This is a genomic window from Citrobacter sp. Cu231, from assembly GCF_030332265.1.
GTDB classification, from domain to species: domain Bacteria; phylum Pseudomonadota; class Gammaproteobacteria; order Enterobacterales; family Enterobacteriaceae; genus Citrobacter; species Citrobacter meridianamericanus.
Genome location: NZ_JAOWIE010000032.1, coordinates 648,079 through 669,332, shown reverse-complemented (window position 1 = coordinate 669,332; position 21,254 = coordinate 648,079). Strand labels below are relative to the sequence as shown.

The following is a 21,254-nucleotide window of genomic DNA, read 5'->3' as shown; positions in this document are numbered from 1 at the left end:
CTCAGGCCACACCGACCAGCAGCCACCGCAGCGCAATAAACAGCGCCAGTGCCAGCGTCGATGCCACCCACATCAATCGAATCGTATGGGAAATGTCGTCTACCGAAATGTCGCGCTGCGCATCACCGATCCACGGTTTCTCAACGCGCTCGCCAAAGTAGTCATTAGGACCACCCAGACGAATGCCTAATGCCCCGGCCACGGATGCCTCCGACCACGCACAGTTTGGGCTGCTGTGGTTATAGCGATCGCGCCAGCCAATCTGCAAAGCTCGTGCGCCGTTCTGGCGGCATAAAAATGCTGCAGCGCTCAGCAGCAACCAGCTCAGTCTCGCGGGAATATAATTTGCGATATCATCCAGACGGGCGCTGACCATACCGATAGCTCGGTATTTTTCATGTTTGTAGCCCACCATGGAGTCAAGGGTGTTTACCGCTTTATAGGCCATCGCCAGGGGCGCACCACCGAGAAGCAGGAAGAACAGTGGCGCGATAATGCCGTCAACGGTATTCTCCGCTACGGTTTCCACTACACCGCGATTAATCTGCGGCGGTTGTAGTTGCGAGGTATCACGTCCCACAATCCATGACAGCTTTTCCCGACTGGCGGCCAGGTTACCGGCACGTAGCGGACGTTCTACATCCAGCGCGGCGTTTGCCAGGCAGCGCCCGGCCAGCACGGTGAAAATCATCCAGACCTCAACAACCCAACCAAACCAGGGATGAATTGATTGCGCCAGCGCCAGTATTCCCCAGGACACAGCCCAGGTCAGTCCAACCACTACAATCCACATCAGCGCGCCACCGATGCGTAACGCGCGGTCGCTATGGCAGTAACGCCGAACAACACGTTGCACGGCAGAAATCAGATTGCCAATCCAGCGCACCGGATGCGGCCAGTTCTGCGGATCGCCAATGATAAAATCGAGTAGCCAGGCAACACACCACGCGAGGATCGTCATAGCGCACTCCTCGCGGCTGCCAGCCAATGGTTAATCATCTGCGGGCGTTGAGCAAAATGAACGTGTAGATAGCTGGCGAAGGTATTTCCTGACTGCCAGCCACCAGACCAGGCTTGCAGCGTTTTGCCATCGCGAACTTTGCGACAGTTCATCACTGCTGACGTTTCAGGGGTAAAATCGGAGTAGTGGAATTCATGACCGCGCAGCACTTCGCCTTTGGCAGCTAATAATGTTTGCTGCGCGGCCTGCGCTTCACAGTAACCAAATCGGGTCAAACGTTTACCCATTTTGCTGTGGCCGGGAATAATATCCGCCATCAACCAGGTCTCGCCCTGACTGTCCTCAAGTGAACTACCGAGATACATCAGTCCCCCACACTCCGCGTAAATCGCGACGCCTCGTTGGTGCGCCGCCCGCAACTGTTCAAGCATCGGGACATTTCCGGCCAGCGCTGCAGCATGTAACTCAGGATATCCGCCTCCTAGCCAGATCATCTGACAGTCGGGTAAGCAGTTGTCGTGCAAGGGGCTAAAACGGACAATCTTAAGCCCCGTGCGCTCCAGCAGCGTAATATTGTCCGGATAGTAAAAGTTGAATGCTTCGTCATCGGCGATGGCAAGCGTTAGCCCTGCCCCTGCGTCTGCTGCCGGTAGCGCGGGCCATTCGCCAACAGGAAGGGTGTTTAACTGGCTTAATGCCAACAACGCGTCGATATCAAGGGTTTGCTCCAGCGTCGCGGCGAATGCCTGCCACGGTTGCTGGCTGATAACCGACTCGCGCGCGGTAACTAAACCCAGATGACGTTCAGGAAGCGCAATGCCGTCCACACGGGGAACGTAGCCTAAGACGGGTACGGCGCAGTAACGTTCGATCGCCACCTTCAGCAGTTGGTAATGTGTTTCGCTGTTGACCCGATTAACAATGACGCCTGCGATGTTCAGGGTTGGATCAAAATGCTGAAAGCCCATTACCGTTGCGGCGATCGAGGTGGAAACGGCTTTGCCATCAACCAATAAGATAACCGGACAGCCTAACTGTTTGGCCATCGCGGCAGTGCTGCAATAGTTTGGGTCGGTACCATAGCCGTCATACAGTCCCATGACACCTTCGATAACGGCGATATCCGCATGTTGCATCTGCTCGCGAAATAATGCGTTCAGCGTGGGAACGGGAAGCATGAAGCTATCAAGATTGCGGGAAGCGGTACCGCACACCGCGGTATGCCAGCCGGTATCAAGGTAATCAGGACCGACCTTGCAAGGCTGGACGCGTAATCCGCGCTTTTTCAACAAGCTCAACAAGCCCAGCGTCACCGTGGTTTTACCACAGCCGCTTCCGGTACCTGCAAGAACAAATGCGTGAAAATTGGCCGCCATACCCTGATCCTGTTCAGGGTGGTAGGGGTGTAGAGATACCCAGTCTCTCGACTGTATGCATCTGAACCACCCACTTCCCACCGAAGTTGTTGGTAGTCACTGACAGGCAGGTCTTCTGGCTTAGCGTCATCCTCACCCGCCCTTCCCAATCTTGCGATCAGTGGTCAATACGGGGTCGTCAGCATCACAGCAGCGGGGGCTGCGGGGGATTCTCACCCCCTTCCCTGCCACAAACGTGGCAAACCTGTCAGTTCAAGAGCCTGATTAATTAAGCTCTATGTTATGAGGTAAATTCACGACCTCATGACAATAATTCAATTTAATATCTTTCCGGGTTCATTCAGCCAATATTCTGGCCTTAACCCATTGACTTCATAAGTTCGTATTCTGAATGAAAATGTCGTTAAAGAATAAAGAAAGTCCTTCACACAGACACTGTATCTCATCACAAAAATAAAAACTGGTGCAGTTTATCCCTCTAATACTATTATTTTGTTGCGCTATGACAATTTATTGGCAGCTGTCATTATTTTTCATTTTATAATGATTGGCATAGCACCACATATCAAAAATCGGCAATAGCAAAATATTGCTATTTACGCAGACTCTCCGCGTGAAATGACATTTATTTGCTGGCGAAATGCCTGCGGCGTAACCTGATACGTTTGACGGAACACCTTGCAAAAATAGCTGGTTTGCGAAAAGCCTAAATTACGCGCAATGCTGGCTATACTCCAGTCACTGTGGCAAAGCAACTCTTTGGCACTTGCCATTCTCTGTTGGTTTACCCATGCGTTAAAACCGATACCCTGATATTTTTTGAACAATTTACTGAAATAGTAAGGGCTAAGGAAAACATGTGAGGCGACATCTTCCAGACGCAATTCGTCTGATAAATGCGCATCAATATAGCGCAGGGCTTTTTTCATCTTACTGTCATGCGGATTGGTACTGCGGTTAGTGCGTACCGGCTCTGACTGCTGTGGATTGTCTTTGATAACGACAAAATTAAGTTGTTTCTTAAGACAGTTTTCTACAATGAGTTTCAGCAGATCTGCTGAGGCGATGACTCGTGAATAGTCCATTTCCGGTACATTTCGAAATTCATTGACCAGTTCGGGATCAGCTTGCCAGCGGTCATCGACGTTGAGAATATCAACCAGACCAACGTCGTTACTTAAGCGTACCTGACTACAGAGCACAAACCCAACCAGGTGGCCGGCGATGACCAGAGGAATGGAAAAATCGGTAAGTCCGGCATGACAACGATAGATGCAGGGTTGATCGGATTTAGACGCTTCCAGCCCTCCGCAGCGGTCGCTCATACGACAACGGGTGCTGTGCTGAGGATGCTGGCGCATCAACTGGCAAAAAGGAGTGAAATTAAAGAGCTCAGAAATTTCATCACCGTGAATATTGACAACCACAACGGCCAGACTGGTGGCCTGTGCAAAATCCTGTGCGATTTTATTAATGAGTTCTGAGTTCAGGGCACTCGCAGAAATCATGATAAAACCTCTCAGTTAATTTATTGTTATAAAGAAACATATTATTCACACTCATTTTCATCCTGCCATTCTGAGCAATGATGAAAGTCATCAGCGAACATAACAAAAGTCTCCCATTGTTGGGAGACTTTTTCAGCGGTTCAGGAAACCGGATCACGAAAACAGTTTTTACCTTTCAAAAATAAGCTTTTTCCGTGAAGCTAGCTCTCATTTTCCTCCAGCTTACACGCATTACACGGTAAATTTTTGCCAATAAAATAACGATAAATTGCAGCACCCGCGCAGGCGCCGATGATGGGAGCCACAATCGGAACAATGAAGTATGGGATATCACGTCCGCCGGTCATCGCGACATCTCCCCATCCGGCCATCCAGGCAAACAATTTAGGACCAAAATCACGCGCCGGATTCATTGCAAATCCGGTAAGCGGGCCGGTGGATGCGCCGATAACAGCAACGAGAATACCAATCAGCAACGGCGCTAACGGCCCCCTGGGAACACCGTTACCGTCGTCGGTCAGCGCCATGATCATCCCCATCAGAATCGAGGTAATCACCACTTCAACCAGCGCGGCCTGCCAGACACTGAGCGCTGCGGCAGGATAAGTACTAAATATGCTGGCAAGCTGCAAGCTTTCAAGACTTCCGCGTATCATCTGGTGGGCTGATTCATACTCGGTAAACAGACTGCCATAGAGCAAATAAGCCAGCAGAGCGCCACCGAAGGCCCCCGCGACCTGAGCCACGGTATAAGGCAAAACCTTCCGCCCCGGAAAGCAGGCAAATAACCACAGAGCGATAGTAATAGCAGGATTGAGATGTGCACCAGAAATTCCGGCCGTCAGGTAAACTGCAAGCGAGATCCCCAGACCCCATATGATGCAGATCTCCCACAATCCCAGGCTGGCACCTGCGACTTTCAGGGCGCTCAGGCATCCAATTCCAAAAAACAAAAACAGCCCGGTACCCAAAAACTCAGCAATGCATTGCGCTTTTAGTGAATCGTTCATTGTGACACCTTCTAAGCAGAGTTCGTGTCTTTACCAGCGGACTCCTTGCTGGCAAGTAGAATACTTCGAGGCTTACTATAAAAAGCCATGTCGGCAAATTGTTGGCAATCTGCGGGCGATATGACTTTCAAAATCGTGTTGCGATAGCAAATTCTTGCGATCACTTTTATTAAACAAAGCCAGATGACGTGGAATTCCTCTATTACATGTACATTTTAAAAATAATAAAATATTGCCAATAGCATAATCTTGTTTTCAGATAACCGTCACAAATTCATTCCCCCCGCATAGCAAATGATATTTCACCTGTCACGTTAAAAAGTGTAAATATGGAATTAACATAGCCAAATAATCACATCAGCATTTCATAATATATTCAATAAAAACAACACCATAAAATAAATAACAGCAATTTTATATCACCAGAACCTCACTATTTTTTCACTCATACTTTCAAGTCAGCCATTCTTTTTCCTCGCTTCTTTTTATAGTCATGAACATCGGGACAACCCAGGCGAGGTCTTTATGCAACAAGAAGCGTTAGGAATGGTAGAAACCAAAGGCTTAACTGCAGCCATAGAGGCCGCAGATGCAATGGTGAAATCAGCCAATGTAATGCTGGTCGGCTACGAAAAAATTGGTTCGGGGCTGGTAACAGTCATTGTCCGCGGCGATGTCGGCGCTGTCAAAGCAGCAACAGATGCTGGTGCCGCCGCAGCCCGAAACGTGGGAGAAGTGAAAGCCGTACACGTCATTCCACGCCCTCATACCGATGTAGAAAAAATCTTACCGAAGGGAATTAGCTAATGAGCAGCAATGAGCTGGTTGAACAGATCATGGCGCAGGTGATTGCTCGCGTGGCGACGCCAGAACAGCAGGCTATCCCTGAAAATAATCCTCCAACACGAGAAACGGCTATGACAGAGAAAAGCTGCAGTTTAACGGAGTTTGTCGGTACCGCGATTGGCGACACAGTCGGTCTGGTAATCGCCAACGTAGATAGCGCCTTACTGGACGCGATGAAACTTGAAAAACGTTATCGATCTATTGGCATCCTTGGCGCACGTACAGGTGCGGGCCCGCACATCATGGCCGCCGATGAAGCGGTAAAAGCCACAAATACTGAAGTCGTCAGCATCGAGTTGCCACGTGATACCAAAGGCGGTGCAGGTCATGGGTCACTGATTATTCTCGGCGGCAACGATGTTTCCGACGTGAAACGCGGCATTGAAGTTGCACTGAAAGAGTTGGATCGCACCTTTGGCGACGTTTATGCCAACGAAGCCGGTCATATCGAGATGCAATACACCGCGCGCGCCAGCTATGCGCTGGAAAAAGCCTTTGGCGCACCGATTGGTCGAGCCTGCGGCATCATTGTCGGCGCACCAGCATCCGTGGGTGTCCTGATGGCTGATACGGCGCTGAAATCTGCCAACGTGGAAGTTGTGGCCTACAGCTCCCCAGCCCACGGCACCAGCTTCAGTAACGAAGCTATCCTGGTCATTTCAGGCGATTCCGGCGCGGTTCGCCAGGCCGTTATCTCCGCCCGCGAAATCGGTAAAACCGTACTCGGGACTCTCGGCTCAGAGCCGAAAAACGATCGTCCGTCCTACATCTGATATCAGTGAGGCTGATTCATGAGATCGAAAAGATTTGAAGCACTGGCGAAGCGCCCTGTGAATCAGGATGGCTTCGTTAAGGAGTGGATCGAGGAAGGCTTCATTGCGATGGAAAGCCCGAACGACCCCAAACCGTCGATTAAAATCGTCAACGGTACAGTCACTGAACTGGACGGCAAATCCGCCAGTGAATTTGACCTAATTGACCATTTTATTGCCCGCTATGGCATTAACCTGGCCCGCGCGGAAGAAGTTATGGCGATGGATTCGGTCAAACTGGCCAATATGCTTTGCGATCCTAACGTGAAGCGCAAAGATATTGTGCCGCTAACCACCGCAATGACACCGGCAAAAATTGTCGAAGTAGTGTCACATATGAACGTCGTTGAGATGATGATGGCCATGCAGAAAATGCGCGCTCGTCGTACCCCGTCTCAACAGGCACACGTCACTAACGTTAAAGATAACCCGGTGCAGATTGCCGCTGATGCCGCTGAAGGCGCATGGCGCGGGTTTGACGAACAGGAAACCACCGTTGCTGTTGCGCGTTATGCGCCATTTAACGCCATTGCACTGTTAGTCGGCTCACAGGTTGGGCGTCCTGGCGTGTTAACCCAGTGTTCACTGGAAGAAGCGACTGAACTGAAACTCGGCATGCTAGGCCACACCTGCTATGCAGAAACAATCTCCGTCTATGGTACAGAACCCGTCTTTACTGACGGCGACGACACGCCATGGTCGAAAGGCTTCCTCGCCTCTTCCTACGCCTCCCGCGGTCTGAAAATGCGCTTTACCTCCGGTTCTGGCTCAGAAGTTCAAATGGGTTATGCCGAAGGCAAATCGATGCTTTATCTGGAAGCCCGCTGTATTTACATCACCAAAGCTGCTGGCGTACAGGGTTTACAAAACGGTTCCGTAAGCTGCATCGGTGTGCCTTCCGCTGTACCGTCGGGTATCCGCGCCGTGCTGGCAGAAAACCTGATCTGTTCTTCTCTGGATCTGGAATGCGCCTCCAGTAACGACCAGACCTTTACCCACTCGGATATGCGCCGTACTGCGCGCCTGCTGATGCAGTTCCTGCCCGGGACTGACTTCATCTCTTCCGGGTATTCCGCAGTGCCCAACTACGACAACATGTTTGCGGGTTCTAACGAGGATGCCGAGGATTTTGACGACTACAACGTTCTTCAGCGCGATCTGAAGGTAGACGGTGGGTTGCGTCCTGTTCGTGAAGAAGACGTTATCGCCATTCGCAACAAAGCAGCGCGCGCGCTACAGGCCGTCTTTGCCGGAATGGGATTACCGCCTATTACCGATGAAGAAGTGGAAGCTGCAACCTACGCTCACGGTTCGAAAGATATGCCGGAGCGAAACATTGTTGAAGACATTAAGTTTGCGCAAGAGATCATCAATAAAAACCGTAACGGTCTGGAAGTGGTGAAAGCCCTTGCTCAGGGCGGGTTTACCGATGTCGCTCAGGACATGCTCAACATCCAGAAAGCCAAGTTAACCGGGGATTATCTGCATACCTCCGCCATTATCGTTGGCGACGGACAGGTGCTGTCCGCAGTAAATGACGTCAATGATTATGCCGGTCCGGCAACAGGTTATCGCTTGCAAGGCGAACGCTGGGAAGAGATCAAAAACATCCCTGGCGCACTTGATCCCAACGAACTTGGCTAAGGGGTGAAAAATGGAAATCAATGAAAAGCTGCTACGCCAGATAATTGAAGACGTACTGTCGGAAATGCAGACCAGCGACAAACCCGTCTCCTTCCGCTCAGCGACAGCGGCCAGCACACCACAGGCTGCTGCGGTACAAGGTGACAGTTTTCTGACTGAGATTGGCGAAGCCAAACAGGGCCAGCAGCAGGACGAAGTGATTATCGCCGTAGGGCCAGCGTTTGGTCTGTCACAAACCGTCAATATCGTGGGAATACCGCACAAAAATATCTTGCGCGAAGTGATTGCCGGTATTGAAGAAGAAGGCATTAAAGCGCGCGTTATCCGCTGCTTTAAATCCTCTGATGTGGCGTTTGTTGCCGTGGAGGGTAATCGTCTGAGTGGTTCTGGGATCTCTATCGGCATCCAGTCAAAAGGCACCACGGTTATTCACCAACAGGGATTACCACCGCTTTCTAACCTGGAGCTGTTCCCTCAGGCACCGCTTTTGACGCTGGAAACCTATCGTCAGATCGGTAAAAACGCCGCACGTTATGCCAAGCGTGAATCTCCGCAACCGGTCCCTACGCTGAATGATCAGATGGCCCGTCCTAAGTACCAGGCGAAATCAGCCATTCTGCACATTAAAGAGACCAAATACGTCGTGACGGGCAAGAACCCGCAGGAACTGCGCGTGGCGCTTTGATAAAGGATAACTCCATGAATACCGACGCAATTGAATCGATGGTTCGGGATGTACTGAGCCGGATGAACAGCCTGCAGGGAGAGTCCACGACTCCGGCCACGGCGAGTTCATCAGCACATACTGCGAAAGTCTCGGACTACCCTCTCGCGAATAAACATCCTGAGTGGGTAAAAACCGCGACCAACAAAACCCTGGATGAGTTCACGCTCGAAAATGTTCTGAGCAACAAAGTAACAGCGCAGGACATGCGCATTACCCCTGAAACGCTGCGCCTTCAGGCGGAAATCGCTAAAGATGCCGGACGTGACAGGCTGGCGATGAACTTCGAACGCGCCGCTGAGCTAACCGCCGTACCTGACGACCGCATTCTGGAGATCTACAACGCGCTGCGTCCGTACCGCTCAACGAAAGACGAGCTGATGGCCATCGCCGACGATCTCGAAAACCGTTATCAGGCAAAGATCTGCGCAGCTTTCGTTCGTGAAGCGGCAGCGCTGTACGTTGAGCGTAAAAAACTCAAAGGCGACGACTAACTCAGGGACAGGATCATGCGATATATAGCTGGCATTGACATAGGCAACTCATCCACGGAAGTCGCTCTGGCTACCCTGGATGATTCTGGCGCACTGAGCATCACTGCCAGCGCGCTGGCGGAAACCACCGGGATTAAGGGCACATTGCGTAATGTGTTTGGCATTCAGGAGGCACTTACGCTGGCGGCTAAAAACGCTGGAATCAATGTCAGCGATATTTCGCTTATCCGCATTAACGAGGCCACCCCGGTCATTGGCGACGTGGCGATGGAAACGATCACCGAAACCATCATCACTGAATCCACCATGATCGGCCATAACCCTAAAACGCCGGGCGGCGTCGGGCTAGGCGTGGGCATTACGATTACGCCGGAGGACCTGCTCAGTCGTCCGGCGGATACGCCCTATATTCTGGTAGTGTCATCAGCATTTGATTTCGCCGATGTTGCCACGATGATTAATGCCTCCGTCCGCGCCGGATACCAGTTAACTGGCGTTATTTTACAGCAGGACGATGGCGTGTTGGTCAGTAATCGTCTGACTCATCCCATGCCCATCGTAGATGAAGTACTTCATATCGACCGCATTCCGTTGGGGATGCTGGCCGCCATTGAGGTCGCGGTTCCGGGAAAGGTCATTGAAACCCTTTCTAATCCCTACGGGATTGCAACCGTCTTTGGCCTCAATGCCGACGAGACTAAAAACATTGTCCCGATGGCACGGGCACTGATCGGCAACCGTTCTGCCGTAGTCGTGAAAACACCGTCAGGTGATGTGAAAGCACGCGCCATTCCCGCTGGAAATCTGGAACTGCAATCGCAGGGACGTACCGTGCGCGTCGACGTGGCTGCAGGCGCTGAAGCGATTATGAAAGCGGTTGGCGAATGCCCGAAACTGGATAACGTCACCGGTGAAGCCGGTACCAATATTGGCGGCATGCTGGAGCATGTGCGCCAGACAATGGCTGAATTAACCAACAAACCCAGCCACGAAATTTTTATTCAGGATCTGCTGGCCGTTGATACCTCAGTACCCGTCAGCGTGACGGGGGGGCTTGCCGGTGAGTTCTCGCTGGAACAGGCTGTCGGCATTGCCTCCATGGTGAAATCAGACCGTTTGCAAATGGCGATGATTGCGCAGGAAATCACGCAGAAGCTCAACATTAACGTCCAGGTAGGCGGCGCCGAAGCCGAGGCAGCCATTTTGGGAGCCTTAACCACTCCGGGCACAACGCGACCACTGGCTATTCTGGACCTCGGTGCGGGTTCGACAGATGCCTCCATCATCAACCCGAAAGGCGAAATTATTGCCACGCATCTGGCAGGGGCAGGCGATATGGTCACGATGATCATTGCCCGTGAACTAGGGCTGGATGATCGTTATCTTGCAGAAGAGATTAAAAAGCACCCGCTGGCGAAAGTCGAAAGCTTGTTCCATCTTCGCCACGAAGATGGCAGCGTCCAGTTCTTTTCCACCCCGCTTCCGCCAACTGTTTTTGCCCGCGTGTGCGTTGTGAAACCCGATGAACTAGTGCCATTACCAGGGGATCTGGCACTAGAAAAAGTTCGCGCCATTCGCCGTAGCGCCAAGGAGCGCGTTTTCGTTACCAACGCGCTCAGAGCGCTGCGTCAGGTAAGTCCGACCGGGAACATTCGGGATATTCCCTTTGTCGTGCTGGTTGGCGGTTCATCCCTGGACTTCGAAGTTCCACAACTGGTCACCGATGCGCTGGCACATTACCGTCTGGTTGCCGGGCGCGGCAACATTCGTGGCACCGAAGGTCCGCGCAACGCGGTTGCGACAGGGTTGATTCTCTCCTGGTACAAGGCATTCGCTCATGGAAAGTAATCTGACCACGCCAGCCATCGTTATCTTCACTACTGCCGACTGCGCAGGCGTCTGGAATGACGTGTTGCTGGGTATTGAAGAAGAAGGGATCCCCTTTGTGATTCAGGAGAGCCATTCGACTGACGTTATCCACAACGCTTGGCTGGCTGCCTGCCAATCGCCATTGCTGGTTGGTATTGGCTGCAGTCACGAAAAACTGGTTGTGCACTACAAAAACTTACCTACATCAGCGCCACTTTTTACGCTGACGTATCAACAAAATAGCCACGATCGCCGCAGCATTGGTAATAACGCTGCGCGGCTGGTTAAAGGCATTCCTTTCCGCGAATGCCACTCATAACCCACAGGAGAAAAGCAGTATGAATAACGCACTGGGACTGGTTGAAACAAAAGGGCTTGTCGGCGCTATTGAAGCCGCTGATGCCATGGTGAAATCCGCAAACGTGCAGTTGGTTGGTTACGAAAAAATAGGCTCAGGCCTTATCACCGTTATGGTTCGCGGCGATGTCGGCGCAGTGAAAGCTGCCGTAGATGCAGGAAGCGCAGCAGCAAGCGCCGTTGGCGAGGTGAAATCCTGCCACGTTATCCCGCGTCCGCATAGCGACGTTGAAGCCATTTTACCTAAATCTGCATAAGTCGTAGCAACCAAGGAGCACAGCGTGAAGCAATCACTGGGATTACTTGAAGTTAGTGGTCTGGCATTAGCCATCAGTTGCGCGGACGTCATGGCGAAAGCCGCCTCCATCACGCTGGTGGGCCTCGAAAAAACCAACGGCTCAGGCTGGACGGTGATCAAGATAATCGGGGATGTGGCCTCCGTTCAGGCGGCCATTTCCACCGGGGTCAGTTTCGCTGAGCAACGTGACGGGCTGGTGGCTCACAAAGTCATATCCAGACCCGGGGAAGGTATTCTGCCACATAGCGTCACTCCGCAATCTGAACCAGCGCCGGAGCCCACACCAGTTGTACCGCAGGAAGAGATGTTTGTGGATCATGCAGAGCCTGAAACGCCGCAAGAAGCAGAGTTGATTAGCTGCAATCTGTGTCTTGACCCTGCCTGCCCTCGTCAAAAGGGCGAGCCGCGCACTCTTTGTCTGCACTCAGGTAAACGAGGTGAAGCGTAATGGATAAACAGCAACTGGAGACAACGGTCACTAAAGTCCTGGATGAAATGCGCGAGCGCCCTATTCCGCTGGGGATCTCTAATCGTCACATTCATCTTTGCGCTGAAGATTATGGCCGCTTGTTTCCTAATCAGCCCATTAGCGAGAAAAAGGGGCTGTTGCAACCAGGACAATATGCGGCAGAGCAGACTGTCACGTTAGTTGGACCAAAAGGTCAGTTAAAAAATGTGCGCTTACTCGGCCCACTGCGCAGCAAAAGTCAGGTCGAAATTTCTCGTACCGACGCTCGCACGTTGGGAATTGCTGCCCCACTGCGAATGTCGGGCAATATCGAAGGCACGCCAGGCATTCGCCTTGTTAGTCCATTTGCTGAGCTGGATATCGCATCCGGGGTGATCGTCGCCCAACGGCATATCCATATGTCGCCGCTCGATGCCCTGATACTGCGAGTTACCCATGGAGATAAAGTTTCTGTTGCCATTAATGGCGACGAACGTCGACTGATTTTCGATAACGTCGCCGTACGTGTTTCGCCGGATATGCGCCTTGAGATGCATATCGATACAGACGAAGCCAATGCCGCAGGCGCTGATAATCCACAGGCATTTGCCACACTGGTGACCTCACGATGAACAACGAACTGCTGCAACGCATTATCGAGGAGGTTGTTTCCCGATTAAAGAAACGCGCGGAAAGCACGATCTCCCTTAGCGTCGCGCAGTTACGGGAAATCGATCCACGGACATTATGCTGCCAATACTCGTCGCTCCATCTCCTGCAGGCCGACCTGCCCTTACTGGAGCAAATTGCCGATGGCTGCCAAGCCAACATGTCGGTGGTAACGATCCACGAAGCACTGGCATGCGGGGTCCGTGTGAAAATTTCGTTGCAACACCGGTTGTTACCCGCAATCCCCGTGAAAAAGCTCGCGCGTCTGCCACTGGAGTTCAGTGACGAGCTGGGGCGAATCATCGTGTTGCATCCTGAAAAGCTTCTCAGCTACGCCGACGTCGCCCAATTGAAGGGCGGCGTACTGGTACTACGCCGTCGATGTGTCGTGACGGCTCTGGCTCAGGAAGCGGTCGGTACGCGAAAAGTCCAATTAATTAAGCAGGAGTGAGCTATGCATCTGGCCCGGGTTACAGGCGTTGTGGTTTCCACGCAAAAATCTCCATCACTGGTGGGAAAAAAACTGTTGCTGGTACGTCGGGTGAGTGCTGACGGAGAGCTTCCCGCATCCCCTGTGAGTGGAGATGAAGTCGCCGTTGATTCTGTCGGCGCAGGAACTGGAGAACTGGTGTTACTCAGCAGCGGCTCCAGCGCCAGACACGTTTTTACCGGCCCTAATGAGGCCATCGATCTGGCTATCGTCGGCATTGTCGACACGCTTTCTCGTTAGGAGGAACTATGGCGATTTATACCCGCACTGGCGATGCCGGCACAACAGCTCTCTTTACCGGACAACGCGTGAGTAAAACGCATCCGCGCGTCGAGGCTTACGGTACGCTGGATGAACTTAATGCGGCACTCAGCCTGTGCGTTTGCGCGGCGAAAAACCCGCAGCACCGCCAGTTACTTGAAAATATTCAACTGCAGCTTTTCTGGTTTAGCGCCGAACTGGCAAGCGAGAGCGAACAGCCAACGCCAGAACAGCGCTACATCAGCTCAGAAGAAATTGCGGCGCTGGAAACCGCCATTGATACCGCAATGGGGAGAGTACCGCCCCTACGCAGCTTTATTTTACCTGGCCGTAGTGAGGCCGCCAGCCGTCTGCACTTTGCCCGCACGCTGGCTCGTCGCGCAGAGCGGAGACTGGTCGAACTCTCCACTGGGATCTCCGTCAGACACGTGCTGATGCGTTATATCAATCGCCTGTCTGACTGCTTATATGCGCTCGCACGAGCAGAAGATCACGACGCCCATCAAAACGACATTATTCAGAAAGTGTCGGAGCGCTATCTTGCAGCCATCCGTCGTTCAGCCAACAGGGAGCCGACTATGTCACTGTCTTTTCAGGAGCTCCACCAACTGACTCGCGCTGCGGTGGCGAGAGCAGAAGAAATTCAGGTTCCGGTCGTCATTTGCATTGTTGATGCGAACGGAACTCAAACGGTGACCTGGCGCATGCCTGACGCATTGCTCGTCAGTAGCGAACTGGCACCGAAAAAAGCCTGGACCGCCGTGGCGATGAAAACCGCCACGCACGAGCTGACATCAGCAGTGCAGCCGGGCGCTGCGCTTTACGGTCTGGAAAGCCATATGCAGGGAAAAGTCGTCACTTTCGGTGGCGGGTACGCGTTATGGCGCGAGGGTTTACTCCTTGGGGGTCTTGGCATCAGCGGGGGAAGCGTTGAGCAGGATATGGATATTGCAGAAATGGCCATTGCGGCGATTAACGTGAGAACACATCAATGAATACTTCAGAACTTGAAACGCTTATTCGTAACATTTTGAGTGAACAACTCGCCCCGGCAAAAGCAGGAGTTAAGGGTAATGGAATTTACCCTTCCGTTGACGAAGCGATTGATGCCGCGCATCAGGCTTTTCTGCGTTATCAGCAATGTCCATTGAAAACCCGCAGCGCCATCATTAATGCCCTGCGAGAAGAACTGACGCCTCACCTGGCTTCACTGGCTGCCGAGAGTGCTGCCGAAACCGGAATGGGTAACAAAGAGGATAAATTCCTCAAAAACAAAGCTGCGCTGGACAACACCCCGGGTATCGAAGATCTCACTACCACGGCGCTAACTGGCGACGGCGGCATGGTGTTATTTGAGTATTCACCGTTTGGCGTGATTGGCTCCGTTGCCCCAAGTACTAACCCGACAGAAACCATTATTAACAACAGCATCAGTATGCTGGCTGCGGGAAACAGCGTTTATTTTAGCCCGCATCCGGGTGCTAAAGCGGTTTCACTGAAGCTAATTGCCATGATTGAAGATATTGCCTTCCGCTGCTGTGGGATCCGGAATCTTGTCGTCACGGTCACAGAACCCACTTTTGAAGCTACCCAGCAAATGATGGCGCACCCTAAAATCGCAGTTCTGGCGATTACCGGTGGCCCTGGCATTGTTGCTATGGGCATGAAAAGCGGGAAAAAAGTCATTGGCGCAGGCGCAGGTAATCCGCCCTGCATTGTTGATGAAACAGCCGACCTGGTTAAGGCGGCGGAAGATATCATCAACGGCGCATCCTTTGATTACAATCTCCCCTGCATTGCTGAGAAGAGCCTGATCGTTGTTGATGCCGTTGCCGAACGCCTGGTTCAACAAATGCAGTCATTTGGCGCGATGCTTCTCAATAGCGAAGAGGTAGACAAACTGCGCACAGCTTGTCTGCCAGAAGGCATGGCCAATAAAAAGCTGGTCGGGAAAAGCCCAGCTAGTTTACTGGAAGCCGCTGGAATACCGGTTCCTGCAAAAGCACCGCGATTATTGATAGGTATCGTCAAGGCTGACGACCCGTGGGTTACCAGCGAGCAACTGATGCCAATGCTCCCCGTCGTTACGGTGAGCGATTTTGACAGTGCGTTAACGTTGGCCCTGAAGGTTGAAGAGGGACTGCATCACACCGCCATTATGCACTCACAAAATGTGTCCCGTTTGAATCTTGCCGCGCGCACGCTTCAGACCTCCATTTTTGTGAAAAATGGTCCTTCTTACGCCGGGATTGGCGTGGGTGGAGAAGGCTTTACCACCTTCACCATCGCGACCCCAACCGGTGAAGGAACGACATCTGCGCGCACCTTCGCACGCTCTCGTCGTTGCGTGCTAACAAACGGTTTTTCTATTCGCTAATGGAGCCGTTATGAAACACTTTTCACTGCAAACTCGATTGTACAGCGGCCAGGGAAGTCTGGATGTGCTCAAGCGCTTTACAAATAAGCATATCTGGATTATTTGCGATGGTTTTCTCGCGCGTTCTCCCCTGATTGAAAAGCTGCGCGACGCTCTGCCAGCGGATAACCGCATCAGCATTTTCAGCGATATCACTCCCGATCCCACCATTAGCACGGTAGTGCAAGGGATTGCGCAAATGCAGTCCCTGCGACCGGACGTGGTGATTGGTTTTGGTGGAGGCTCAGCTCTTGATGCCGCAAAAGCCATCGTCTGGTTCAGCCGACAGTTCGGTATCGAAATTGAAACCTGTGTCGCAATCCCTACTACCAGCGGCACGGGATCGGAGGTGACCAGCGCCTGCGTGATTAGCGATCCGGACAAAGGCATTAAGTATCCATTATTCAATAATGCGCTTTACCCGGACATGGCCATCCTCGATCCGACGCTGGTCGTCAGCGTACCGCCAGCCATCACCGCGAATACCGGCATGGACGTGTTAACACACGCGCTGGAAGCTTACGTATCCACGAAGGCCAGCGACTTTACCGACGCGCTGGCTGAGAAAGCGGCACAAATCGTCTTCCAGTACCTGCCTGTCGCCGTCAGCAAAGGTGACTGCCTGGCAACCAGAGGAAAAATGCATAACGCGTCAACGCTCGCGGGAATGGCATTTAGTCAGGCTGGACTGGGTATCAATCATGCGATTGCCCATCAGTTGGGCGGCCAGTTTCATCTGCCCCACGGACTCGCCAATGCGCTGCTGCTGACCCATGTCATTCATTTTAATGCACGCGATCCCCGGGCCGTAAAGCGCTATGCCCGTTTCGCTAAAGCCTGCCACTTATGCCCGAATAACGCGAACGATACGGCGGCACTGAACGCACTGATTCATCATATCGAGCTACTCAAAAAACAGTGTGCGTTACCTTCATTGAATGACGCGCTTAAAGACGGAAAGCAAATCTGGTCACAACGTATACCGTCGATGGTTCAGGCCGCGCTGGCTGACGTCACGCTGCAAACCAATCCTCGTGTTGCTGACGCTAATGCCATGCAGGAACTGCTTGAGGAATTATTATGAAGACAGCCATGACGGCAGAGTCCACGCTTTATGATGCACAGACAATTCGCGAACGCGTTCGCGCAGCGGGTGTTGTCGGGGCTGGAGGCGCGGGCTTTCCTGCTCACGTAAAATTACAGGCGCAGGTCGATACTTTTCTGGTCAATGCAGCAGAATGTGAGCCGATGCTGAAAGTTGACCAGCAATTGATGGCCGTCCAGGCTGAGCGGCTTATCCGCGGCGTTCAATATGCCATGACGGCTACCGGCGCCAGTGGCGGTATTATTGCGCTCAAAGAGAAATACCAGAAGGCTATCAATGCGTTAACGCCCCTTCTGCCTGCCAGCATCCGCTTACATATTTTGCCTGATGTCTACCCGGCAGGTGACGAGGTTCTGACCATCTGGATGGCAACAGGTCGGAGAGTTCCACCTGCCGCGTTGCCGGTCAGCGTCGGCGTGGTGGTCAATAACGTCCAGACCGTGCTCAACATCGCCAGAGCGGTGGAGCAGCAATACCCCGTTACCCGTCGTACTCTGACCGTTAACGGCGCGGTCGCCAGACCAATCACTCTCACCGTCCCAGTCGGCATGTCTTTACGTGACGTTCTGGCACTGGCCGGTGGTTCAACCGTCGACGACCCCGGCTTTATTAACGGTGGTCCGATGATGGGCGGCCTGATTACCTCTCTGGATACCCCTGTCAGCAAGACCACCGGGGGCCTGCTGGTTTTGCCAAAATCTCATGCGTTGATTCAGCGGCGGATGCAGGATGAACGTACCGTGCTTTCCGTCGCAAAAACCGTTTGCGAACAGTGCCGTTTGTGTACGGATTTGTGCCCAAGGCACTTGATTGGCCATGAGTTGTCACCTCACCTGCTGGTTCGCGCAGTTAATTATCAGCAGGCAGCCACACCGCAGTTGCTGCTCACGGCGCTGACCTGCTCAGAATGCAATGTATGTGAAAGCGTCGCCTGTCCGGTTGGAATTTCGCCGATGCGAATCAACCGCATGCTTAAACGCGAGCTACGGGCGCTCAACCATCGTTATGAAGGACCGCTAAATCCTGAGGATGAAATGGCGAAGTACCGGCTGATCCCGGTTAAACGCCTTGTGGCTAAGTTGGGCCTTAGCGACTGGTATCAGGATGCACCACTGGCTGAAACTGATTTTCCCACAGATAAAACGACGCTGTTGCTGCGCCAGCATATTGGTGCCAGCGCCATTCCATGTGTACAGCAAGGCGAACGCGTTGTTCGCGGTCAATGCGTGGCCGATGTGCCGTCCGGTGCATTAGGCGCGCCTGTCCACGCCAGTATTGACGGTATTGTCAGCGAAATTACTGAACAATCCATCACGGTCATAAGAGGTTAATCATGTCTCAGGCTATAGGGATTTTAGAACTCACCAGCATTGCCAAAGGAATGGAAGCTGGTGATGCCATGTTAAAAAGCGCGAATGTGAATTTGCTGGTAAGCAAAACCATCTGTCCGGGAAAATTTCTGCTCATGCTCGGGGGTGACGTAGGTGCAGTTCAGCAGGCGATAGCCACTGGCACTTCTCTTGCTGGTGATATGCTCGTTGACAGTCTGGTACTGCCTAACATTCACCCCAGCGTACTTCCTGCGATTAGTGGATTAAACAGCGTGGATAAGCGCCAGGCCGTAGGCATTGTTGAAACATGGAGCGTTGCGGCCTGCATCTGCGCCGCCGACCGTGCGGTTAAAGCCTCCAACGTCACGCTGGTACGTGTTCATATGGCATTTGGTATTGGCGGCAAGTGCTACATGGTTGTCGCAGGCGACGTGTCTGATGTGAATAACGCAGTGACGGTTGCCAGTGAAAGCGCGGGTGAAAAAGGTCTGCTGGTTTACCGCTCGGTCATCCCTCGCCCACATGAAAGCATGTGGCGACAAATGGTGGAAGGATAATGGAAAGACAACCCACCACGGATCGTATGATTCAGGAATATGTTCCTGGCAAGCAGGTCACGTTGGCGCATCTCATCGCCAATCCTGGTAAGGATTTGTTCAAGAAACTGGGACTACAGGATTCAGTCTCCGCCATCGGTATTCTGACGATTACCCCTAGCGAAGCCTCCATTATCGCCTGTGATATCGCCACAAAGTCCGGGGCGGTAGAGATTGGTTTTCTCGACCGTTTTACTGGCGCAGTGGTACTGACGGGCGATGTTTCCGCCGTTGAGTATGCGCTGAAGCAGGTAACCCGCACGCTGGGTGAAATGATGCGTTTTACCGCGTGTCCCATCACCCGGACGTAACTCATGAAACGCATAATGCTAATTGGTCCCAGTCAATGCGGTAAAACATCACTCACGCAGTGCATGCGGGGAGAGGTGCTTCACTATCAGAAGACCCAGGCCATAGTCTGGTCTCCCACAACAATAGACACACCAGGTGAATATCTCGAAAACCGCTGCCTGTATAGCGCGCTGCTGGCCAGCGCCTGTGAAGCAGACATCATCGCGCTTGTTCTCAATGCTGACGCGCCGTGGTCACCTTTTTCTCCAGGTTTTACGGGGCCAATGAACCGACCCGTTATCGGCCTCGTCACCAAAGCCGATTTAGCCAGCCCACAGCGTATTTCTCTCGTGGAGAGTTGGCTGGTTCAGGCTGGCGCGCAAAAAGTTTTCGTCACCAGCGCACTGGAGAACACCGGGGTCAATGAGATGTTCATTTTTCTGAATGCAAAGGAACCGTCATGTCTCACAAAATAATGGCCATTAACGCGGGCAGCTCCTCACTTAAGTTTCAGTTACTGGCGATGCCGCAGGGTGAAATGATCTGCCAGGGGCTTATTGAGCGAATTGGGATGTCAGATGCGCAGATCACCTTAAAAACACCAGCGCAAAAATGGCAGGAGACATTGCCCGTTGCCGATCATCGTGAAGCTGTAATGCTGCTACTGGAAAACCTTATCAGCCACAATATAATCAGCAGCCTCGATGAGATCGACGGCGTTGGTCATCGCGTTGCGCACGGCGGAGAATCTTTTAAAGATTCGGCGCGGGTAACCGATGAAACGCTGAAGGAAATCGAACGCCTTGCGGAACTGGCACCACTGCATAATCCGGTGAATGCGTTGGGGATTGCAGTATTTCGCCAGCTACTGCCAAACACACCGGCCGTTGCCGTTTTTGACACCGCTTTTCATCAGACTCTTGATGAACCCTCTTTCATCTATCCCCTGCCCTGGCGCTACTACGCTGAGTTGGGTATTCGACGTTATGGTTTTCATGGTACCAGTCACAAATACGTCAGCGCTCAGCTTGCTGAAAAGCTGGGGGTACCGCTCAGCGCCTTGCGCGTTGTTTGTTGTCATCTTGGCAACGGCAGCAGCATCTGCGCTATTAAAGGCGGGCAATCGGTTAATACCTCAATGGGCTTTACGCCGCAGTCTGGTGTCATGATGGGCACGCGAAGTGGTGATATTGATCCATCCATTTTGCCGTGGATTGCCCTGCGTGAAGGTAAAACACCGCAGCAGCTCAACCAATTGCTTAACAATGAGTCTGGATTGCTCGGCGTTTCTGGTGTTTCACCCGACTACCGTGACGTTGAACATGCCGCAGATACGGGCAATCACCAGGCAGCACTGGCGTTAACACTTTTTGCCGAGCGGATTCGCGCCACTATCGGCAGCTATATTATGCAGATGGGCGGGCTGGATGCGTTGGTGTTCACCGGAGGAATTGGCGAGAACTCAGCGCGGGCGCGCGCTGCAATTTGTCACAACCTGAATTTCTTAGGTCTGGCCGTTGATGAAGAAAAAAATCAGCGTAACGCCACCTTTATTCAAACGGAAAATGCGCTGGTTAAAGTGGCGGTAATTAATACCAACGAAGAGCTGATGATAGCGCAAGACGTGATGCGTTTAGCGATTTCAGAAACTGTGACCTTGGGCATTCCCGCTTAATATTGCGACGCGGCAAATTGCGGCAAATCATGGTAATAGCACGATCGCCATGACACTATGCGCCGAGGATTAC

Annotated in this window: 24 protein-coding genes and 1 riboswitch; of the genes, 20 read left to right on the top strand and 4 right to left on the bottom strand. The window is 52.5% G+C overall.

The window, feature by feature from the left end; all coding sequences use genetic code 11:
• Position 1: 1 nt before the first annotated feature.
• The 4 genes from cbiB to pduF all read right to left on the bottom strand — a co-directional run bounded on the left by cbiB (position 2) and on the right by pduF (position 4,855).
• Positions 2-961 carry an adenosylcobinamide-phosphate synthase CbiB gene (gene cbiB / locus OGY15_RS09615; protein ID WP_278237849.1) on the bottom strand — a complete coding sequence of 320 codons (960 nt, stop codon included), beginning with the start codon at positions 959-961 and terminating at the stop codon, positions 2-4.
• Positions 958-2,337, bottom strand: coding sequence for a cobyrinic acid a,c-diamide synthase CobB (locus OGY15_RS09610; RefSeq protein ID WP_286538986.1), 1,380 nt, complete (start codon positions 2,335-2,337; stop codon positions 958-960). Before OGY15_RS09610 ends, cbiB begins: the two co-directional genes overlap by 4 nt.
• Positions 2,338-2,425: 88 nt before the next feature.
• Positions 2,426-2,600, bottom strand: a riboswitch (cobalamin riboswitch).
• 333 nt (positions 2,601-2,933) lie between these two features.
• Positions 2,934-3,845: a transcriptional regulator PocR gene (pocR, locus tag OGY15_RS09605; protein WP_286538985.1), complete on the bottom strand. Its 912-nt coding sequence runs from the start codon at positions 3,843-3,845 to the stop codon at positions 2,934-2,936.
• Between the two features lie 200 nt (positions 3,846-4,045).
• Entirely contained in the window at positions 4,046-4,855 is an 810-nt protein-coding gene (gene pduF, locus OGY15_RS09600) for a propanediol diffusion facilitator PduF (protein WP_286538984.1), read from the bottom strand.
• Positions 4,856-5,380: 525 nt separating this feature from the next.
• On the opposite strand from pduF, the gene pduA reads away from it, so the two are divergent.
• Genes pduA through OGY15_RS09500 form a run of 20 tightly spaced genes read left to right on the top strand, consistent with a single transcriptional unit; the run spans position 5,381 to position 21,181 of the window.
• Positions 5,381-5,662: a propanediol utilization microcompartment protein PduA gene (gene pduA, locus OGY15_RS09595; protein WP_003030255.1), complete on the top strand. Its 282-nt coding sequence runs from the start codon at positions 5,381-5,383 to the stop codon at positions 5,660-5,662.
• A complete protein-coding gene (gene pduB / locus OGY15_RS09590) occupies positions 5,662-6,474 on the top strand; it encodes a propanediol utilization microcompartment protein PduB (protein ID WP_151219718.1) in 813 nt (270 codons plus the stop codon). Before pduA ends, pduB begins: the two co-directional genes overlap by 1 nt.
• Positions 6,475-6,492: 18 nt before the next feature.
• Positions 6,493-8,157, top strand: a complete 1,665-nt coding sequence (gene pduC / locus OGY15_RS09585) for a propanediol dehydratase large subunit PduC (protein WP_003030249.1) — start codon at positions 6,493-6,495, stop codon at positions 8,155-8,157.
• A 10-nt stretch (positions 8,158-8,167) separates the two neighbouring features.
• Complete coding sequence (pduD, locus tag OGY15_RS09580) at positions 8,168-8,842, top strand: propanediol dehydratase medium subunit PduD (protein ID WP_187252222.1); 675 nt, start codon at positions 8,168-8,170, stop codon at positions 8,840-8,842.
• Between the two features lie 14 nt (positions 8,843-8,856).
• Positions 8,857-9,375, top strand: a complete 519-nt coding sequence (gene pduE, locus OGY15_RS09575; protein ID WP_151224677.1) for a propanediol dehydratase small subunit PduE — start codon at positions 8,857-8,859, stop codon at positions 9,373-9,375.
• 15 nt (positions 9,376-9,390) lie between these two features.
• Entirely contained in the window at positions 9,391-11,223 is a 1,833-nt protein-coding gene (locus tag OGY15_RS09570) for a diol dehydratase reactivase subunit alpha (protein ID WP_151219719.1), read from the top strand.
• Positions 11,213-11,563 (top strand): glycerol dehydratase reactivase beta/small subunit family protein, encoded by a 351-nt coding sequence (locus OGY15_RS09565; protein ID WP_151219720.1) that lies wholly within the window; start codon positions 11,213-11,215, stop codon positions 11,561-11,563. The genes OGY15_RS09570 and OGY15_RS09565 overlap by 11 nt, the downstream gene beginning before the upstream one ends.
• Before the next feature lie 19 nt (positions 11,564-11,582).
• On the top strand, positions 11,583-11,858 hold the full coding sequence (gene pduJ / locus OGY15_RS09560; protein ID WP_001057752.1) for a propanediol utilization microcompartment protein PduJ: 276 nt from the start codon (positions 11,583-11,585) through the stop codon (positions 11,856-11,858).
• A 24-nt stretch (positions 11,859-11,882) separates the two neighbouring features.
• On the top strand, positions 11,883-12,347 hold the full coding sequence (locus OGY15_RS09555) for a BMC domain-containing protein (protein WP_151219721.1): 465 nt from the start codon (positions 11,883-11,885) through the stop codon (positions 12,345-12,347).
• Positions 12,347-12,979 carry a phosphate propanoyltransferase gene (locus OGY15_RS09550; protein WP_210904622.1) on the top strand — a complete coding sequence of 211 codons (633 nt, stop codon included), beginning with the start codon at positions 12,347-12,349 and terminating at the stop codon, positions 12,977-12,979. Before OGY15_RS09555 ends, OGY15_RS09550 begins: the two co-directional genes overlap by 1 nt.
• Positions 12,976-13,467, top strand: a complete 492-nt coding sequence (gene pduM / locus OGY15_RS09545; RefSeq protein WP_151219722.1) for a microcompartment protein PduM — start codon at positions 12,976-12,978, stop codon at positions 13,465-13,467. The genes OGY15_RS09550 and pduM overlap by 4 nt, the downstream gene beginning before the upstream one ends.
• 3 nt (positions 13,468-13,470) lie before the next feature.
• Positions 13,471-13,746: a EutN/CcmL family microcompartment protein gene (locus tag OGY15_RS09540; protein WP_252837710.1), complete on the top strand. Its 276-nt coding sequence runs from the start codon at positions 13,471-13,473 to the stop codon at positions 13,744-13,746.
• A gap of 8 nt (positions 13,747-13,754) precedes the next feature.
• Positions 13,755-14,762, top strand: a complete 1,008-nt coding sequence (gene pduO, locus OGY15_RS09535; protein ID WP_286538983.1) for a two-domain cob(I)yrinic acid a,c-diamide adenosyltransferase PduO — start codon at positions 13,755-13,757, stop codon at positions 14,760-14,762.
• Positions 14,759-16,144, top strand: coding sequence for an aldehyde dehydrogenase family protein (gene pduP / locus OGY15_RS09530; RefSeq protein WP_210904621.1), 1,386 nt, complete (start codon positions 14,759-14,761; stop codon positions 16,142-16,144). The genes pduO and pduP overlap by 4 nt, the downstream gene beginning before the upstream one ends.
• Positions 16,145-16,154: 10 nt before the next feature.
• Positions 16,155-17,267, top strand: coding sequence for a 1-propanol dehydrogenase PduQ (locus tag OGY15_RS09525; protein WP_210904620.1), 1,113 nt, complete (start codon positions 16,155-16,157; stop codon positions 17,265-17,267).
• A complete protein-coding gene (gene pduS / locus OGY15_RS09520; RefSeq protein WP_151219726.1) occupies positions 17,264-18,619 on the top strand; it encodes a cobalamin reductase PduS in 1,356 nt (451 codons plus the stop codon). The genes OGY15_RS09525 and pduS overlap by 4 nt, the downstream gene beginning before the upstream one ends.
• Positions 18,620-18,621: 2 nt before the next feature.
• Entirely contained in the window at positions 18,622-19,176 is a 555-nt protein-coding gene (pduT, locus tag OGY15_RS09515) for a propanediol utilization microcompartment protein PduT (protein ID WP_151224680.1), read from the top strand.
• Complete coding sequence (gene pduU / locus OGY15_RS09510) at positions 19,176-19,526, top strand: propanediol utilization microcompartment protein PduU (protein ID WP_032939586.1); 351 nt, start codon at positions 19,176-19,178, stop codon at positions 19,524-19,526. The genes pduT and pduU overlap by 1 nt, the downstream gene beginning before the upstream one ends.
• Before the next feature lie 3 nt (positions 19,527-19,529).
• Positions 19,530-19,982, top strand: a complete 453-nt coding sequence (pduV, locus tag OGY15_RS09505; RefSeq protein WP_151224681.1) for a propanediol utilization protein PduV — start codon at positions 19,530-19,532, stop codon at positions 19,980-19,982.
• Positions 19,967-21,181 carry an acetate/propionate family kinase gene (locus OGY15_RS09500; RefSeq protein WP_151224682.1) on the top strand — a complete coding sequence of 405 codons (1,215 nt, stop codon included), beginning with the start codon at positions 19,967-19,969 and terminating at the stop codon, positions 21,179-21,181. The genes pduV and OGY15_RS09500 overlap by 16 nt, the downstream gene beginning before the upstream one ends.
• The last annotated feature ends 73 nt before the right edge of the window (positions 21,182-21,254 follow it).

Excerpts from the sequence above, each read along its gene's own strand:
- cbiB (WP_278237849.1), bottom strand. The coding sequence starts at position 961 with ATGACGATCCTCGCGTGGTGTGTTGCCTGGCTACTCGATTTTATCATT.
- OGY15_RS09610 (WP_286538986.1), bottom strand. The coding sequence starts at position 2,337 with ATGGCGGCCAATTTTCACGCATTTGTTCTTGCAGGTACCGGAAGCGGC.
- pocR (WP_286538985.1), bottom strand. The coding sequence starts at position 3,845 with ATGATTTCTGCGAGTGCCCTGAACTCAGAACTCATTAATAAAATCGCA.
- pduF (WP_286538984.1), bottom strand. The coding sequence starts at position 4,855 with ATGAACGATTCACTAAAAGCGCAATGCATTGCTGAGTTTTTGGGTACC.
- pduA (WP_003030255.1), top strand. The coding sequence starts at position 5,381 with ATGCAACAAGAAGCGTTAGGAATGGTAGAAACCAAAGGCTTAACTGCA.
- pduB (WP_151219718.1), top strand. The coding sequence starts at position 5,662 with ATGAGCAGCAATGAGCTGGTTGAACAGATCATGGCGCAGGTGATTGCT.
- pduC (WP_003030249.1), top strand. The coding sequence starts at position 6,493 with ATGAGATCGAAAAGATTTGAAGCACTGGCGAAGCGCCCTGTGAATCAG.
- pduD (WP_187252222.1), top strand. The coding sequence starts at position 8,168 with ATGGAAATCAATGAAAAGCTGCTACGCCAGATAATTGAAGACGTACTG.
- pduE (WP_151224677.1), top strand. The coding sequence starts at position 8,857 with ATGAATACCGACGCAATTGAATCGATGGTTCGGGATGTACTGAGCCGG.
- OGY15_RS09570 (WP_151219719.1), top strand. The coding sequence starts at position 9,391 with ATGCGATATATAGCTGGCATTGACATAGGCAACTCATCCACGGAAGTC.
- OGY15_RS09565 (WP_151219720.1), top strand. The coding sequence starts at position 11,213 with ATGGAAAGTAATCTGACCACGCCAGCCATCGTTATCTTCACTACTGCC.
- pduJ (WP_001057752.1), top strand. The coding sequence starts at position 11,583 with ATGAATAACGCACTGGGACTGGTTGAAACAAAAGGGCTTGTCGGCGCT.
- OGY15_RS09550 (WP_210904622.1), top strand. The coding sequence starts at position 12,347 with ATGGATAAACAGCAACTGGAGACAACGGTCACTAAAGTCCTGGATGAA.
- pduM (WP_151219722.1), top strand. The coding sequence starts at position 12,976 with ATGAACAACGAACTGCTGCAACGCATTATCGAGGAGGTTGTTTCCCGA.
- OGY15_RS09540 (WP_252837710.1), top strand. The coding sequence starts at position 13,471 with ATGCATCTGGCCCGGGTTACAGGCGTTGTGGTTTCCACGCAAAAATCT.
- pduO (WP_286538983.1), top strand. The coding sequence starts at position 13,755 with ATGGCGATTTATACCCGCACTGGCGATGCCGGCACAACAGCTCTCTTT.
- pduP (WP_210904621.1), top strand. The coding sequence starts at position 14,759 with ATGAATACTTCAGAACTTGAAACGCTTATTCGTAACATTTTGAGTGAA.
- OGY15_RS09525 (WP_210904620.1), top strand. The coding sequence starts at position 16,155 with ATGAAACACTTTTCACTGCAAACTCGATTGTACAGCGGCCAGGGAAGT.
- pduS (WP_151219726.1), top strand. The coding sequence starts at position 17,264 with ATGAAGACAGCCATGACGGCAGAGTCCACGCTTTATGATGCACAGACA.
- pduT (WP_151224680.1), top strand. The coding sequence starts at position 18,622 with ATGTCTCAGGCTATAGGGATTTTAGAACTCACCAGCATTGCCAAAGGA.
- pduU (WP_032939586.1), top strand. The coding sequence starts at position 19,176 with ATGGAAAGACAACCCACCACGGATCGTATGATTCAGGAATATGTTCCT.
- pduV (WP_151224681.1), top strand. The coding sequence starts at position 19,530 with ATGAAACGCATAATGCTAATTGGTCCCAGTCAATGCGGTAAAACATCA.
- OGY15_RS09500 (WP_151224682.1), top strand. The coding sequence starts at position 19,967 with ATGTCTCACAAAATAATGGCCATTAACGCGGGCAGCTCCTCACTTAAG.